Here is a 13734-nt window from a genome sequence, read left to right as displayed (position 1 = left end):
TTACCGGACCCTGTCTTCCTCGGTCGGAGGCTTCATTCTCTCCTCGTTCTGCCTCGCACCTAGTCGGTCAGTTCCCTGATGTCCTCGTCGAAGGCCGTGTAGCGCCTCGGGAGTGGGGATGAAACGACGCACGCATAATAAACTTATGTGTCTTATTACCAATTTCTATTATATATACCACAATTAGAGCATCATGATTAGTATTTTAATACCTTGAATTCATAACTACCACATGCTGTTCAGCAACGATTCGATTCCGGTGACTATCCTAAGTGGAAGCCTCGGTGCCGGAAAGACAACGACACTCAACCACATCCTCAGTAACGAGCAAGACCTGAACGCCGCCGTCGTCGTCAACGACATGGGTGAGGTAAACGTCGACACCGATTTCATCGAACATGAGTCAGAACTCACTCAGAACGACGAGGAGATCATCGAACTGTCGAACGGCTGCATCTGTTGCCGGCTTCGTGGAGATATGCTCGAAAAGGTGGGACGATTGGCCGAACAACGGGACTTCGAGTATCTCCTCGTCGAGTCATCCGGGATCAGCGAGCCGATCCCGGTCGCACAGACGTTCACCCGCGGATTCGAGGACGCGGAGTTCGACCCGACGGGGGTTTACGCACTCGATACGATGGTCAGCGTCGTCGACGCACACAGTTTCTGGCAAGGTTTCGATTCAGGACAGGCACTCACCGACGACTCCATCGATCCGCAGGGTAACCGCGTTCCCGAGGAAGCACTCATGGACCAGATCGAATTCTGTGATGTCCTCCTCCTCAATAAATGCGACCTCGTGCCCGAAAAAGAGTTAGAAGAGATGGAAATAGTACTGAAAGCACTCCAGCCCAGAGCGAAGATTGTTCGCACCGAACACGGTGCAGTCGATCCGAAAAATATCCTGAACACGGGGCGATTCGACTTCGACGAGGCGAGTCAGTCCGCGGGGTGGCTGCGGGAACTTCAGCACGGACATCACCATGATGAGGACGGAGAGGGACACGGACATCATCACGAAGGAACCGCAGCGGAGCACGGCGTCACCTCCTTCGTGTTCAGGGCCGACCGGCCGTTCCACCCCGAGCGTATCGCTCGACTCTTCACCGACATTCCGGACGAAATCGTCCGCGCGAAGGGTTTTTTCTGGTCGGCAGGTCGGGAAGACGTTGCGATGGGACTCGACAAAGCAGGGCAGTCCGTTCGTGCCGGTCCGAAAGGTGGGTGGATCGCTACGCTCTCGAAGGCAGATCGGGAACGGTACTTCGAGGCCCGTCCCGGAATCAAAGAGGATTGGGATGAACAGTGGGGTGATCGTGGAATCCAACTCGTGTTCATCGGCCGCGAATTCGATCAGGAACCACTGGTCGAACGACTAAACGACTGTCTTCTCACGGACGCGGAGATGGACGAAGATTGGAACGAGTACCCAGATCCGTTCAGCCCGGATGAACAGCGCGAGCTAGCGCTGGCTGATAACTAATGAGCTTCGAAGACCAACCCCCGGTCACGGTTCTGAGCGGTGGGCTCGGTGCGGGAAAGACGACCCTACTCAACCACCTCCTCACTGTCGGCAGCGAACAGTACGACATCGCGGTCCTCGTCAACGACGTCGGCGAGGTGAACGTCGACGCCGACCTCATCGAGAGTGGTTCGGACCTCTCGATGGACGACGGTGGTGTCACGGAACTGTCGAACGGGTGTATCTGTTGTGGACTGCAAAACGAACTGGATCAAGAACTACGGCGTCTCGCCCTCGACGAGGAGTTCGATTACTTGGTCATCGAAGCCTCGGGTATCAGCGACCCAGTTCCGATTGCACAGCGATTCGTCTCACCGGCGCGGGCCTCGTCGTTGTACGAACTCGACACGACGGTCACCGTCGTCGACGCCCACCAGTTCCACCAGACGTTCGTCCTCGATGAGCCACTCAATCCGACCGAAGACGGCGCTCGCCCACTCTCGGATCTGCTCGCCGAGCAGGTCGAGTTCTGTGACGTTCTCGTCCTCAACAAGTGCGATCTCGTCTCTGCGGAGGAGCGCGAAGAGGTCGAGCGTGTTATCCGAACGTTTCACCCCGGAGTAGACATCGTTCGGACGACCGAAAGCGCCGTCGACCCTGAGCGAATCCTCGGGACAGGGCGGTTCGACAAGGACGAGGCGAGTAACGCCGCCCGCTGGAGACAGCTCATCTCCTCAGACCACGGCGACGCCACAGACGATGCTCTGCACGAGCACAATGTTGAGGTGGAGATAGATGTCCATGGTCACGAACACGGACACAGTGACGACCACAGCCACGAACACGACCATCTCCACCCACCCGAGGAGTTCGGTGTCGAGTCGTTCGTCTACGAGCGCCACCGGCCGTTCCATCCCGAGCGGTTCCACGAGTGGCTCTGCTCGTTCCCCAATTCCGTCGTCCGCGCGAAAGGACATCTGTGGGTCGCTGGTCGCGATCGCTACGCCCTCGACCTAAGTCAGGCGGGCACGCAGACCCACGTCGAGGTCAACGGTCGATGGGCGGTCACGCTTCCGGATTTCCAGCGCGAATCATACCGCGAATCGGGGGCGGACCGCCACTGGGACGAAAAGTGGGGTGACCGGGAGACGAAACTCGTCTTCATCGGTGCAGGGATGGACGAGTCTCATCTCGTCGAAACGCTCGACGAGTGCCTCCTCTCGGAGACAGAAATGGAGTTGGACGACGACTGGGACACGTTCGAGAATCCGTTCCCAGGGACGATAGAGTGGTCTCAGCCCCCGATGCAACAACGCCTCGTGGTCGGTGAGGGCCAATGACTCAGAACGCCCGAGAACTCCCACCCGCCCAAGACCGACGGACAACCGATTCCCACGGGCACGACTGTATCGACCCACTCGGCGTGGCCATCGTCACCGTGTCGACGTCTCGCGGCGATATCGTCGAGACGGCACCCTCTGATTCCGGTGGCGACGCGATTGCGAGTATCCTCGTCGACGCGGGTCACGTCGTCACAGCACGACAGATTGTTCCAGACGACTACGTCCGAATCAAGACGACTGTGAGCGAGTGTCTCGACCGAGAAGACGTCGACGTCGTCATCACCACGGGCGGGACGGGTGTCACCGTCGACGACGTCACACCCGATGCGGTTGGCGACCTCTTCGACCGCGAACTCCCGGGATTCGGCGAGGCGTTCCGGTGGCTTTCGTGGGAAGAGGTCCGGACGCGAGTCGTCTCGACTCGTGCAACCGCGGGTATCGGCCGTGACGTGCCAGTGTTCGTGCTGCCCGGAAGCGAAAACGCCGTTCGACTCGCGACGGCAGAGATCATCGTCAACGAAGCGCCGCATCTCGCTGGACTCGCGACGCGACATCTAGCTGGCGAGACGAACGAGTGAGGACAACGTTCGAGCCCCACGTTCGGGTCGGAAGTACGTCGATTGATTATTAATTCTCAAGACTCTAATCACAGCTCTTATTATTTTCCTTGGAGTGTTTAACAATACATGAACCGTTACACCCGACGACGAATCATCAGAACTGGACTCGGTGCCGCCGCTTTCGGCGCTCTGGCAGGCTGTACGTCGAGTGACGTCGACTCCGGTGGTTCCAGCGAGGACCGACCGGAAGCACAGTCTTCGTTCTTCGTCTTCGGAGACTTCTCCAGACAAGTTGCAGGCGACATCGCCACTGCCGAGACACTCGTCCCAATCGGTCAACACGGCCACGGGTGGGAGCCCGGGCCTCAGATTCAGGGAACCGTCCTCGACTCGGACCTCTTCATCTACGGAATGGAAGGGTTCCAACCGTGGGCTGACGACCTCGTGACGAGCCTCCGTGAAGACAACACCGAAGTCACCATCGTGGCGGCTGGTGACGGGATCGAACTCATCGAAGGCGGTCACGACTACGACCACGGGAACGAAGAAGATCACGAGGGGGACCACGAGGAAGGCCACGAAGGCGAGGGTGAACACGACCACAGCGAGGAGACGTTCTGGGAGTGGGCTGGACTGTACCATCTTGAAGCGGGTTCCTATACGTACACGTTCAACGAGGGACCAGACCCCGAGATGCATCTCGCCGTCCTCAAGACCGAAGAGGGCGGTGACCACGGGATTCACCGCGTCGAGGAGGCGGCAACACACCTCTACGGCACCGACCACGACACGCACACGGAGGTCCAAGACGACGGAACGCTCACGTCCTCTAGCGAGACCCTCTATCACCTCCAGTTCGCGGATTCCGGTGAGACGACGTTCACCCTCGACATCGAAGCGGAGGGCCATTACGTGCTGTTCGGACAGCACGTCCCCGCGGAGTTCGACGCGACACTCACCGACACCAGTGGGTCAGTTGTCGAACCCGAGGTGACTGAAACCACTGGCGAACACGGACACGAGAGCGGCGGCAACGCTGAGGATGAGCACGAAGAGGGAACGCACGAAGGCGACCACGACGACCACGACGACGAAGAAGGCGGCCACAGCCACTCCGAAGGAACCGACCCGCACTTCTGGTTGGATCCGATGCGGGCGAAGGAGGCCGTCAGCAACATTCGCAGCGGGTTCGTCGACGGCGACGGCGACAACGCCAGCGTGTACGCCGAGAACGCAGAAGAGTACCGAACTCGGCTCGACGAACTCGACAGTTCGTTCCAGTCTGCATTAGAGAATGCTTCGACGGACGTCGTATTCGTTGCCGGTCACAACGCCTTCCAGTATCTTGGCCAACGATACGGGTTCGAGGTCCAGACGCTGACGGGACTGTCGCCGGACGATCAGCCGACCCCGAAGGACATCGAGCGAGCGCAGGAGATCATCTCGGAGCACGAACTTCAGTACGTCTGTGCCGATCCACTCGAATCCCAGAAGGCGGCGAATCAACTCGTCGCGGAGACCGATGCCACCGGAGTTCTCCCGCTGACGCCGATACCTGGACAGACACAGGAGTGGGCCGATAACGGTTGGGGATACGTCGAAATCATGGAGAACGTCAATCTCGAGACGTTGAAGAAGGCACTCGGTGCAGCATGACTGACCGAGCCTCTAGCGAATCCGAGCCGACGTGGAATGGGAACGCAAGTCCCGGTTCGCCTGACCGGCCACGCTCGGGATTACTGTCAATCGTCGCCGGGCCAGACGAGCGACCGGCCTGTACGATTTATCCACCAGACGTTGCTGTTCCGTTTCGGACGACGACGTGGATAACGGCGTACGGGGACGCGTTCGTCGACCTCAACGACTGCCAATGACGACGACAACCACAGATAGGAAACGGTCAACATCCCCAATCATCAGCGCCGGCGACGTCACGTTCGGCTACAGTGACGTCTCAGTTCTCGAATCAGTATCCGTCGACGTCGAACCTGGTGCGTTTCTGGGATTGGTCGGGCCGAACGGGAGCGGCAAAAGTACACTCCTCGAACTGATGCTCGGTCTGCGCCGGCTGGACGACGGGACAGTCTCCCTGTTCGGTCAACCCGCGCACGAGTTCGACGACGGCGAACGAATCGGATACGTCGCACAGGACGTGACGAAAGCGGCGCGCGATATGCCGGTCACGGTTCGAGAGGTGGTCGAGATGGGGCGGTACCCACGGCGACTCTTCGGCCGGTTCTCGACCGAAGACCGGAGAGCGGTTTCGGAAGCGATGGAACGGGTCGGCATCACCGATCTCGCGTCACGTCGCGTCGGCCGACTATCCGGCGGCCAGAGACAGCGGGTCTTTGTCGCCCGCGCACTCGCCTCAGAGGCTGACTTGCTCGCGCTCGACGAACCGACCGTCAGCGTCGATGCCGAATCTAGAGAGGAGTTCTACGGTCTCCTGCACGATCTGAACGCGACCGGACTGACCGTCGTCCTCGTCGAACACGACATCGGCGTCGTCACCACGTACGCGACGGAGGTCGCTTGTCTCAATCGCCAGTTGTACTTCCACGGCAATCCGGAGGAGTTCGTCGAGACGGATGCGCTCGCACGAGCGTACGGAACCGACCAGCATGTCCTCCATCACGACCACTAGCCATGTTTGTACTACACAGCCGCAAGATTCGTGCGCTGCTCGATGAAGCGATAGCTCCCCTGTTGCTCACAGTCGACGTCTTCGCCCCCGTCGAGTGGTTTCTTGACCACGTGTTCGGCGCTGGGATGGACGTGCTGGCTGAACTCCTCGACACGCCGATGCTCGGGTATCCTTACATGCAGCGGGCCTATCTCGCTGCGTTCTGTATCGCCGTTATCGGACCACTCGTCGGTACCTTCCTCGTCCATCGGGAGCTGTCGATGATCGGCGATACGCTCGCCCACACCGCCTTCGCCGGCGTCGCCGTCGGGTTGTTCCTCAATTCGGTCCTGTCGCTCACGCTGTCACCGCTGCTCACCGCATTCGTGGTCGCAATCGGGACCGCACTCCTCGTTGAGCTACTCGTAGAACACGCTGACGCGTACAGTGATACCTCGCTGGCAATCGTCTTGACGGGCGGGTTCGCCGTCGGCAGTATCCTTATCACGGCGACCGACGGCGGCATCGCGGTCGGCATCGACGCCTACCTCTTCGGTAGTCTGGCTACCGTCTCGACGGAGGACGTTGGCATCCTCGTTCTGATGAGTCTTCTCGTTGGGAGCCTCGTCACGGTAGCGTACCGACCACTGCTCTACGTTACGTTCGACGCGACCGCCGCACGGGTGGCTCGGCTGAACGCCCGTCTGTACAAACGCCTCATGGTCGTACTCACGGCACTCGTCGTCGTCAGCGCGATGCAGATCATGGGTGTTATTCTGGTCGCCGCGATGCTCGTCGTTCCGGTCGCCGCCGCGGCACAGGTGGCGCACAGTTTCAAACAGTCCATCTTCCTCGCAATACTGGCCGCGGAGTTTGCGGCGATAACCGGGGTTACACTGTCGTACGTCTACGGAATCGCGGCTGGTGGCTCGATTGTCGTTTCGGCAATCGGCGTGTACACCGTCGCTGTCGGCTTCGATAAACAGACACACTGGCTGCCGAGCGTGCGACGACGCAATAGACGTCGACCCGAACACTCCCCAGAGGAACTCGGAGCCAACGGAGGCGAACGAGAGTGAACGTCCCCGAACGCGACACCGACCACACGTCGGACTCTCGTCCACCCTACGAGTACGTAGTCATCGGAGGCGGCATTCACGGAACCTCCCTGGTGAACTATCTCCTCGCCGAAGGTGGATACACTCACCAGGATATCTGTCTCGTCGAGCCCCACGAGCAGTTGCTCGGTTCGTTCGAGAGAAAAGCTCGTCAGTGTGGGATGCAAACGCTCCGGTCGACGTTCGTTCACCACATCGGCACAGAGCCGTTCTCACTTGGGTCGTTTGCAGAGGGAGCGGATCGAGAACACGAACTCGTCTCGACGGACAACTATCCGAATCGGCCGACGCTCGAACTCTTTCTCGACCACGCCGGATACGTCGTCGACCGACGTGATATCGACGAGTGTCACCTCCAGTCGAGGGTGACGGGAATTACTGAAAATAGGGCGGGTGACCGACTCGACGTGCAGACGGCTGTCGGAACGCTCGAAGCTCGCCAAGTCGTTTTGGCCATCGGACTCGGTAGGTCGCGGACGGTCCCGACGTGGGGGACGTCACTCCCCGACGACGCCCCACTCGTTCACGTCTGGGACGACGAGTTCGACCCGACGACAGCAGCAAAATTTGCGGGACCGACGTTCGTCGTCGGTGGCGGTATCACCGCTGCGCAATGCGCCTGCAGCCTCTCGGAACACGCGGACGTAACGCTCCTTTCGCGTCACGACCTCGAAGTCGAACTGACCGAAGCCCACCCGTACTGGATCAATTGGCGACACATCGAAAAAGAGGTTCACACGCTCCCGCCGGGGTCAAAGGCCCGTCTCAACCGGATCCGAGCCGCCCGCAACGATGCGACAATCCCCCCGTACGTCGAACGTCGACTGGACGAGGTTCGAGGTTGTGGCGGCGTCGAACTCCGACGGGGTGAAATCACGTCTGCATACGCGACAGACGACGGTTTACTGGTGCGGTTTGACGACGGCACGACCGAAAAGAATGCGCAGGTCGTCCTTGCGACCGGACTCGATTCAGTCTCGGAGCACCCCTTAGTGGAATCCGTCGCCGAATCGTTGTCTCTCGAACGCGGGGCAGACGGCTTTCCCGTTCTCGACGACCGAACACTCGCGTGGCGAGGGACCGACGGGGTGGATTCATCAGTGTACGTTTCGGGAGCACTCGCAGAACTCAGCGTAGGCCCGCTCGCCCGAAACATCGTCGGCGCTCGTCGAGTCGCAGAACGGCTCCTCGAATCACGAACCGAGGCCGATTCAGAGAGAGCATCGTTGGCTCCCAGAGGGAGGTCCTGAAGTGCCGTCGAACGATCTCACGCTTGCAATTTCGTTGCAGGCGCTCGAAGAACTGGCTCGACCGAGACAAGCACTCGAAGACGCCGAAACGTGGACGAGCTACGTCGGAATCGTCTCCTCAGAACCGTCCTACATCGAACGACGGCGAGTCCGGGAAGCGGGATACCCGCAGGACTTCTTATCGGGTCCGCGGTCGATTGAAGAGGCGTTGGTGAGCGTGCGAACCCACTTTGAGACGGACCGGTACGTGTTCGTCGGGACAGACGAGACCAGCGATGTGGCGAAAACGGTTCCAGATTGGACGTACCAGTCGGTGACGGACGCTGCAAAAGCCGCGGACTGGCCACTTGCGACTGACTCCTCTGCTAACGACTGGCCTTAGTGAGAAAATTCGAACGTCGAGTGGTCGCTCACCGACGCGTCCACTTAGTGGCTCTCGTGGATGTGGTCGCGCAGCGAATCGGTGTCGTCGAATTTCTCGTCGCACTCGGCACACGTGTTGTGGTGAAGCGCGACGTGCTGGGTCACGCCGGCCGCGCTCTTGAACTGTGCATCGCAGCTGGAGCAGGTGTAGGACATTGCATTAACAACTCAGGTGCCAGGGCAGTAAAAGGGTTATTAAAAACGGGGTCAGAGAGATTGATACGGACTAGTAATCTCGTTCTCCGGCTAACTAAGCCAGGCTAGGCAGAAACTGACGAGGTTCGCCCTCGTCGGAGTTACAATAGCTCTGCTGCCTGTTTCCGGAGAGGCTGTGTGATACTTCTCTCGTCGGCGAGCGTATCGAGTTCGTCGGTCGCTCGACACCGACCGAGTGCATCCAGTGCTCGGCGGCGAAGTCGCCCGGAGAGACCGCTTGTAACCACGATAATGCGTAGTTGCGTGGTCGCTCCTGCCTCCGCGAGTCCGTCGATGGCGTCCTCCCGCGTTCGCTGCGGCGTGTTCTTGTCGACGACCGTCTGAAAGAGTGAGCGTGGCGAGGACATCGTCAATCGGTGAGGCCGACCTCCTCGGCGCTGTCGTCGGTGGGCTGGGTGTCCTCGTCGGTGGCTTCTTCGGCGTCTTCGCCGTCTTCGAACGTCGGGAAGCGGTCCTCGAAGACGCCCCAGTCGGCATCCATCTCCTCGTCGGAAAGCGTGGCCGTTTCGAGTTCTGCGCGGAGTTCGTCGTGGTCCATATCGGTCCCGATGATGACGAGCTGAGTGCCTCGGTCGCCGTACTCGGGATGCCAGTCCTCCTCCAGTTCGGGATATGCCTCGAAGTACTGTGCTCGTTCCTCCTGCGGGAGCGTTGCGATCCACGCTCCAGCGGGCGTGAGACGAATCGACTGGCCCGCGACGTCGATGCCAAGTGCGACCTCTTCACGTCCTGCCAGCCAGAAGTGGCCCTTCGAGCGGACGACGTTCGTCGGAAAGTCGCTCAACAGGTCGGCGAACCGTTCGGGGTGGAGCGGTCGGCGGGACTCGAAGACGAATGAAGTGACCCCGTGTTCTTCCTCCGCAGAAGCATGGGGCTCTTCGAGTTCCTGCATCCAGCCGGCGGACTGACTCGCTGCTTCGAAGTCGAACCGTCCGGTATCGACGATTGCTTCCGGATCGACGGCGCCGTGTTCCGTCCGAATGATCTCCGCACGCGGTTGCAGGAACTCGACCATCTCTTCGATTTCGTCGAGCGTCTCCTCGTCTACGAGGTCACACTTGTTCAGAAGCAGGACGTCACAGAATTCGATCTGTTCGACCAACAGGCTCCCGAGGTCTTTCTCGGTGTCACCGTCCATCAGCGATTCCTTCGAGTCGAACGTCGTCCAGAACTGGTGGGCGTCGACGACGGTGACCGTCGTGTCGAGTTCGTAGTAGTCCATGACCTCGATACCGGTCTCCTCGTAGAACTCCGTGGGGTCGAGGTCACCCTGGTCGAATCCCATGGTGAGCGTCTGGGCGACGGGCAACGGTTCGGCGACACCCGTCGATTCGATAACCAAGTAATCGAACTCGCGGGTTTGTGCGAGCTTCGCGAGCGCGTCCAGCAGGTCGCCGCGCAGCTCACAACAGATGCAGCCGTTCGACAGTTCGATCAGGTCCTCGTCGTCCTCCGAGATGTCAGAGTGTTCGGCGACGCGCTCGGCATCGACGTTCACTTCTCCCATGTCGTTGACCAAGACCGCGATGTCCAGGTCCGTTCGCGTGTTCAGGAGGTTGTTCAACACGGTCGTCTTGCCCGCGCCGAGGTTGCCGCTCAGCACGGTGACGGGAATCGTCTCTCGACTCATCTGTTATTAAGACTGGAGCGTATATTATTTATAATTGGCTATCTAGGTGCCTATGTTGTTAACAGTGAATTCAGAAAATACCCGTACACACGAGTCGCTCGACGTCGCAATCGTCGGAGCAGGTGCCGCTGGCGTGGGTATCGGGGCCGCCCTCGCGGATCTTGGTCTCGACTCCTACGCAATCCTCGAGCGAGACGAAGTCGGAGCATCGTTCAGACAGTGGCCAGAAGAGATGCGCCTCATCACGCCATCGTTTCCCAGCAACAGCTTCGGCTGCCGGGACCTGAACGCTGTCACCACTGACACCTCACCTGCATTTGCGCTCGACCGTGAACATCCGACCGGCGCAGAGTACGCCGAATATCTTCAGGGAGTCGTCGAGTTTCACGACTTACCAGTCCGAACCGGTGTGGAAGTAGAATCCGTCAGACGAGACGACGACGGATTCGTCCTTCACACGTCCACCGGCGTCATCCAGAGCCGGTTCGTCATCTGGGCGGCAGGCCAGTTTGGGCAGCCGAACGACGACCCGTTCCCCGGTGCAAGCCACTGCGTCCACAACTCTCGGGTCGGGTCTTGGAGTGCGTTCGCCGACGAGTGTGTCGAGGACCCCATCGTCATCGTCGGCGGGTACGAGAGCGGTATCGACGCGGCACTCGCACTCGCCGACCTGGGTCACGAAGTGCTCGTCGTCGACGAGGAAGGGCCGTGGCAGTTCCGGGGCCCCGATCCGAGCGAAGTACTCTCTCCGTATACCAGCCAGCGGCTGCGGAGGGCCCTCGAACACGATGAACCGATTGCTCTCGAAGACGGAATCCGCGTCGAGCGCGTCGACGTTGAGGAGGCGACATTCGATGTAACCGGTACCGACGGCGAGTCGTTTATCACACGAAATCGGCCAGTGCTCGCGACTGGATTCGAGAGCGGGCTCGGTCTCGTCGACGAATACTTCGAATTCGAGAACGGCCAACGCCAGCTAACTGAACGGGACGAGTCGACCACCACTCCCGGCTTGTTCCTGGCCGGTCCACGGGTCGCACACAACGGCCAAGAGTTCTGCTTCATCTACAAGTTCAGACAGCGCTTCGCTGTCGTCGCCGACGAAATTGCTGCGAGACTCGACATCGACCGAACTCCGCTGGAGGAGTACCGTGAAAAGGACATGTTCCTCGAGGATCTGTCCTGCTGTGAACCCGACATGTGCGACTGCTAATTATGACACGAGAGACTCCGCAGGATGACAACGGAACCGAGCAGTCGAACGAGGCAAGAGACGACGAGCGACACGTCTGCCGGATGACGGGCCGCGAACAGGGGCTCGTCGGCAAGTATGACATCTGGCTCTGTCGGCAGTCGTTCCGTGAACTGGCTCCGAAGATGGGGTTCAAGAAGTATGACTGATGCACAGAGCGTCACGGGGAACGTCCCATCGACGGAGAACAGCGGGAAGAAATCCGTCGTCGTCGTCGGCAAAGAGAGCGTCGGGAAGTCGGAACTCGTCGCTGGTCTCTCGGGGGCGAATCCGACGACGGGGAACTTCCGCGGAACGACCGTCGATGTCGAGCGGTACGAGTCCGAGGAGTTCGTCTTCGTCGATACACCCGGCATCCTGCTCGGGACGGACACCGAGACCACTCGGACGGCGATTAGCGCCGTCGAAGCAACTGAGACCGTGTTACTCGTCGTTCGTGCGACGAACATCGACGACGACCTCGAAGACTTACTGCCGCTGGTGCAGGGAAAAGTCGGTGCGATTGCGGTGACGTTCTGGGACAAGGTTGAGAACCAGCCTGACGCACGTGCTGAACTAGACGAGCTCTCCGACGACCTCGGGGTCCCGCTCGCTCCGGTGGACGCGCGAAGCGTCTCCCGCGTTGCGACTGATGGCGGCAGCGCTGCAGTTGACGGAACCGGTCACAAGCACCTCGTCAGTGCGCTTCACGACGCCGACGAGTTCCCGGGGCGGGTTCACCGGCAGACAGGTATTCATCTCGACCGGCCGGAGACGATTATCGAGCATCCGCTTTTCGGCCCGTTGGTCAGTATTGCTTTGCTCCTGCTACCAGCCGCGGCCGCAGTTCACTTCGCGAACGCTGCGGCGGCCGAACTCTCTCCCCGAGTGAGTGCACTGCTGGAACCCGCGATTCGATGGACGAGCGAGCTCCCGGGACCGCTCGCAGCAGTTCTGGGTGGCGATTACGGCCTGCTCTCGATGGGCCCGTTCCTGTTCGTCTGGGCCGGGCCGACCATCCTTATTTTCGCGGTCTTCATGGCCGTCTACAAGAAGAGCGGACTCGTCACGCGACTCACCGCGTCACTCCATCCATACCTTCAGCGCGTGGGTCTCACCGGGCGGGACCTCGTTCGCGTGGTGATGGGATTCGGTTGTAACGTTCCGGCAGTCACCAGCACTCGAGGCTGTTCGGACTGTACGCGCCGAACGACCGTCTCGGCAATCGGGTTCGGTTCGGCCTGTTCGTACCAGTTCCCTGCGACGCTTGCTGTGTTCGCAGCCGTCGAGATGCCATGGCTCGTTCTCCCATATCTCGGAATTCTCACCACTACGACGCTCGTCTACGCGCGTCTGATCGCACCCGAGCGTGCGCGAACAGCGTCACTCGCCACCGAAAACCGTGCGTTCCTCCAGTGGCCCAGTTGGCAGTCCGTGTGGCGAGAGACCAGAACTGTGATTCGGAGTTTCTTCCTGAAGGCGCTCCCTATCTTCGCCGGGATCGTCCTCGTCGCTTCACTCCTCGATTATTTCGGCGTCTTAGACGTGATCGGCGAGGTGCTCTCCCCAGTGATGGGGCTGTTCAACCTCCCTGGTGAGACGGCACTCGTCGTCGTGATGGGGTCTATCCGCAAGGACGGTCTTCTCCTGTTACAGTCGGATGGCCTCAGCGCGACGCTGTCCGCGATGACCCCCGTGCAGGTTCTGACGGCTGTCTACCTCGCGGGAGTGTTGCTTCCGTGTCTGGTTACAGCGATCACAGTCGCAAAAGAACTTTCCCCGAAGTACGCTGGACGGATGATGCTCCGGCAGGCAGCGGCTGCCGCTGGCTTCTCACTCCTCATCGGGTGGGGCGGCGCGTTCTTCCTCTAACGATGG

15 protein-coding genes are annotated in these 13734 nt (G+C 60.1%); 12 read left to right on the top strand and 3 right to left on the bottom strand.

What is annotated here, in order from left to right; genetic code table 11:
* Positions 1 to 232: 232 nt before the first annotated feature.
* The 9 genes from AUR64_RS05185 (at position 233) to AUR64_RS05150 (ending at position 8738) form a co-directional block, all read left to right on the top strand.
* Positions 233 to 1483 carry a GTP-binding protein gene (locus AUR64_RS05185; RefSeq protein ID WP_058580892.1) on the top strand — a complete coding sequence of 417 codons (1251 nt, stop codon included), beginning with the start codon at positions 233 to 235 and terminating at the stop codon, positions 1481 to 1483.
* On the top strand, positions 1483 to 2802 hold the full coding sequence (locus AUR64_RS05180) for a GTP-binding protein (protein ID WP_058580891.1): 1320 nt from the start codon (positions 1483 to 1485) through the stop codon (positions 2800 to 2802). Before AUR64_RS05185 ends, AUR64_RS05180 begins: the two co-directional genes overlap by 1 nt.
* On the top strand, positions 2799 to 3383 hold the full coding sequence (locus AUR64_RS05175) for a MogA/MoaB family molybdenum cofactor biosynthesis protein (RefSeq protein ID WP_058580890.1): 585 nt from the start codon (positions 2799 to 2801) through the stop codon (positions 3381 to 3383). The genes AUR64_RS05180 and AUR64_RS05175 overlap by 4 nt, the downstream gene beginning before the upstream one ends.
* Positions 3384 to 3491: 108 nt before the next feature.
* On the top strand, positions 3492 to 5021 hold the full coding sequence (locus tag AUR64_RS05170; protein WP_058580889.1) for a metal ABC transporter solute-binding protein, Zn/Mn family: 1530 nt from the start codon (positions 3492 to 3494) through the stop codon (positions 5019 to 5021).
* Positions 5018 to 5239 carry a DUF7511 domain-containing protein gene (locus AUR64_RS21415; protein WP_082230608.1) on the top strand — a complete coding sequence of 74 codons (222 nt, stop codon included), beginning with the start codon at positions 5018 to 5020 and terminating at the stop codon, positions 5237 to 5239. Before AUR64_RS05170 ends, AUR64_RS21415 begins: the two co-directional genes overlap by 4 nt.
* Complete coding sequence (locus AUR64_RS05165; RefSeq protein ID WP_058580888.1) at positions 5236 to 6009, top strand: metal ABC transporter ATP-binding protein; 774 nt, start codon at positions 5236 to 5238, stop codon at positions 6007 to 6009. Before AUR64_RS21415 ends, AUR64_RS05165 begins: the two co-directional genes overlap by 4 nt.
* Before the next feature lie 2 nt (positions 6010 to 6011).
* Positions 6012 to 7067: a metal ABC transporter permease gene (locus AUR64_RS05160; RefSeq protein WP_058580887.1), complete on the top strand. Its 1056-nt coding sequence runs from the start codon at positions 6012 to 6014 to the stop codon at positions 7065 to 7067.
* Complete coding sequence (locus AUR64_RS05155; RefSeq protein WP_058580886.1) at positions 7064 to 8356, top strand: FAD/NAD(P)-binding protein; 1293 nt, start codon at positions 7064 to 7066, stop codon at positions 8354 to 8356. The genes AUR64_RS05160 and AUR64_RS05155 overlap by 4 nt, the downstream gene beginning before the upstream one ends.
* A 1-nt stretch (position 8357) precedes the next feature.
* Positions 8358 to 8738 (top strand): DUF7124 domain-containing protein, encoded by a 381-nt coding sequence (locus AUR64_RS05150; protein ID WP_058580885.1) that lies wholly within the window; start codon positions 8358 to 8360, stop codon positions 8736 to 8738.
* Positions 8739 to 8782: 44 nt separating this feature from the next.
* Here the strand turns inward: AUR64_RS05150 and AUR64_RS20420 are convergent, their stop codons facing one another.
* The 3 genes from AUR64_RS20420 to AUR64_RS05140 form a co-directional block, all read right to left on the bottom strand.
* On the bottom strand, positions 8783 to 8935 hold the full coding sequence (locus tag AUR64_RS20420; RefSeq protein WP_155120531.1) for a C2H2-type zinc finger protein: 153 nt from the start codon (positions 8933 to 8935) through the stop codon (positions 8783 to 8785).
* A 140-nt stretch (positions 8936 to 9075) separates the two neighbouring features.
* Positions 9076 to 9342: a hypothetical protein gene (locus tag AUR64_RS05145; RefSeq protein WP_058580884.1), complete on the bottom strand. Its 267-nt coding sequence runs from the start codon at positions 9340 to 9342 to the stop codon at positions 9076 to 9078.
* A 2-nt stretch (positions 9343 to 9344) separates the two neighbouring features.
* On the bottom strand, positions 9345 to 10625 hold the full coding sequence (locus tag AUR64_RS05140; RefSeq protein WP_058580883.1) for a GTP-binding protein: 1281 nt from the start codon (positions 10623 to 10625) through the stop codon (positions 9345 to 9347).
* Positions 10626 to 10677: 52 nt separating this feature from the next.
* Here AUR64_RS05140 and AUR64_RS05135 point away from each other — a divergent pair, with 52 nt between their 5' ends.
* Genes AUR64_RS05135 through AUR64_RS05125 form a run of 3 tightly spaced genes read left to right on the top strand, consistent with a single transcriptional unit; the run spans position 10678 to position 13728 of the window.
* The gene (locus tag AUR64_RS05135; RefSeq protein WP_058580882.1) at positions 10678 to 11838 is read left to right on the top strand and encodes an NAD(P)/FAD-dependent oxidoreductase; all 1161 of its coding nucleotides are present in this window, start codon (positions 10678 to 10680) and stop codon (positions 11836 to 11838) included.
* Positions 11839 to 11840: 2 nt separating this feature from the next.
* Positions 11841 to 12026 (top strand): 30S ribosomal protein S14, encoded by a 186-nt coding sequence (locus AUR64_RS05130; protein ID WP_058580881.1) that lies wholly within the window; start codon positions 11841 to 11843, stop codon positions 12024 to 12026.
* Positions 12019 to 13728 (top strand): nucleoside recognition domain-containing protein, encoded by a 1710-nt coding sequence (locus AUR64_RS05125; protein WP_058580880.1) that lies wholly within the window; start codon positions 12019 to 12021, stop codon positions 13726 to 13728. Before AUR64_RS05130 ends, AUR64_RS05125 begins: the two co-directional genes overlap by 8 nt.
* Positions 13729 to 13734 lie beyond the last annotated feature (6 nt).

Origin of the sequence: Haloprofundus marisrubri (assembly GCF_001469955.1) — an archaeon.
Taxonomy (GTDB): domain Archaea; phylum Halobacteriota; class Halobacteria; order Halobacteriales; family Haloferacaceae; genus Haloprofundus; species Haloprofundus marisrubri.
The sequence above is the reverse complement of the archived record's forward strand: the minus strand, read 5'-3'. Positions and strand labels throughout refer to the sequence as shown.

Excerpts from the sequence above, each read along its gene's own strand:
- AUR64_RS05185 (WP_058580892.1), top strand. The coding sequence starts at position 233 with ATGCTGTTCAGCAACGATTCGATTCCGGTGACTATCCTAAGTGGAAGC.
- AUR64_RS05180 (WP_058580891.1), top strand. The coding sequence starts at position 1,483 with ATGAGCTTCGAAGACCAACCCCCGGTCACGGTTCTGAGCGGTGGGCTC.
- AUR64_RS05175 (WP_058580890.1), top strand. The coding sequence starts at position 2,799 with ATGACTCAGAACGCCCGAGAACTCCCACCCGCCCAAGACCGACGGACA.
- AUR64_RS05170 (WP_058580889.1), top strand. The coding sequence starts at position 3,492 with ATGAACCGTTACACCCGACGACGAATCATCAGAACTGGACTCGGTGCC.
- AUR64_RS21415 (WP_082230608.1), top strand. The coding sequence starts at position 5,018 with ATGACTGACCGAGCCTCTAGCGAATCCGAGCCGACGTGGAATGGGAAC.
- AUR64_RS05165 (WP_058580888.1), top strand. The coding sequence starts at position 5,236 with ATGACGACGACAACCACAGATAGGAAACGGTCAACATCCCCAATCATC.
- AUR64_RS05160 (WP_058580887.1), top strand. The coding sequence starts at position 6,012 with ATGTTTGTACTACACAGCCGCAAGATTCGTGCGCTGCTCGATGAAGCG.
- AUR64_RS20420 (WP_155120531.1), bottom strand. The coding sequence starts at position 8,935 with ATGTCCTACACCTGCTCCAGCTGCGATGCACAGTTCAAGAGCGCGGCC.
- AUR64_RS05145 (WP_058580884.1), bottom strand. The coding sequence starts at position 9,342 with ATGTCCTCGCCACGCTCACTCTTTCAGACGGTCGTCGACAAGAACACG.
- AUR64_RS05140 (WP_058580883.1), bottom strand. The coding sequence starts at position 10,625 with ATGAGTCGAGAGACGATTCCCGTCACCGTGCTGAGCGGCAACCTCGGC.
- AUR64_RS05135 (WP_058580882.1), top strand. The coding sequence starts at position 10,678 with ATGTTGTTAACAGTGAATTCAGAAAATACCCGTACACACGAGTCGCTC.
- AUR64_RS05130 (WP_058580881.1), top strand. The coding sequence starts at position 11,841 with ATGACACGAGAGACTCCGCAGGATGACAACGGAACCGAGCAGTCGAAC.
- AUR64_RS05125 (WP_058580880.1), top strand. The coding sequence starts at position 12,019 with ATGACTGATGCACAGAGCGTCACGGGGAACGTCCCATCGACGGAGAAC.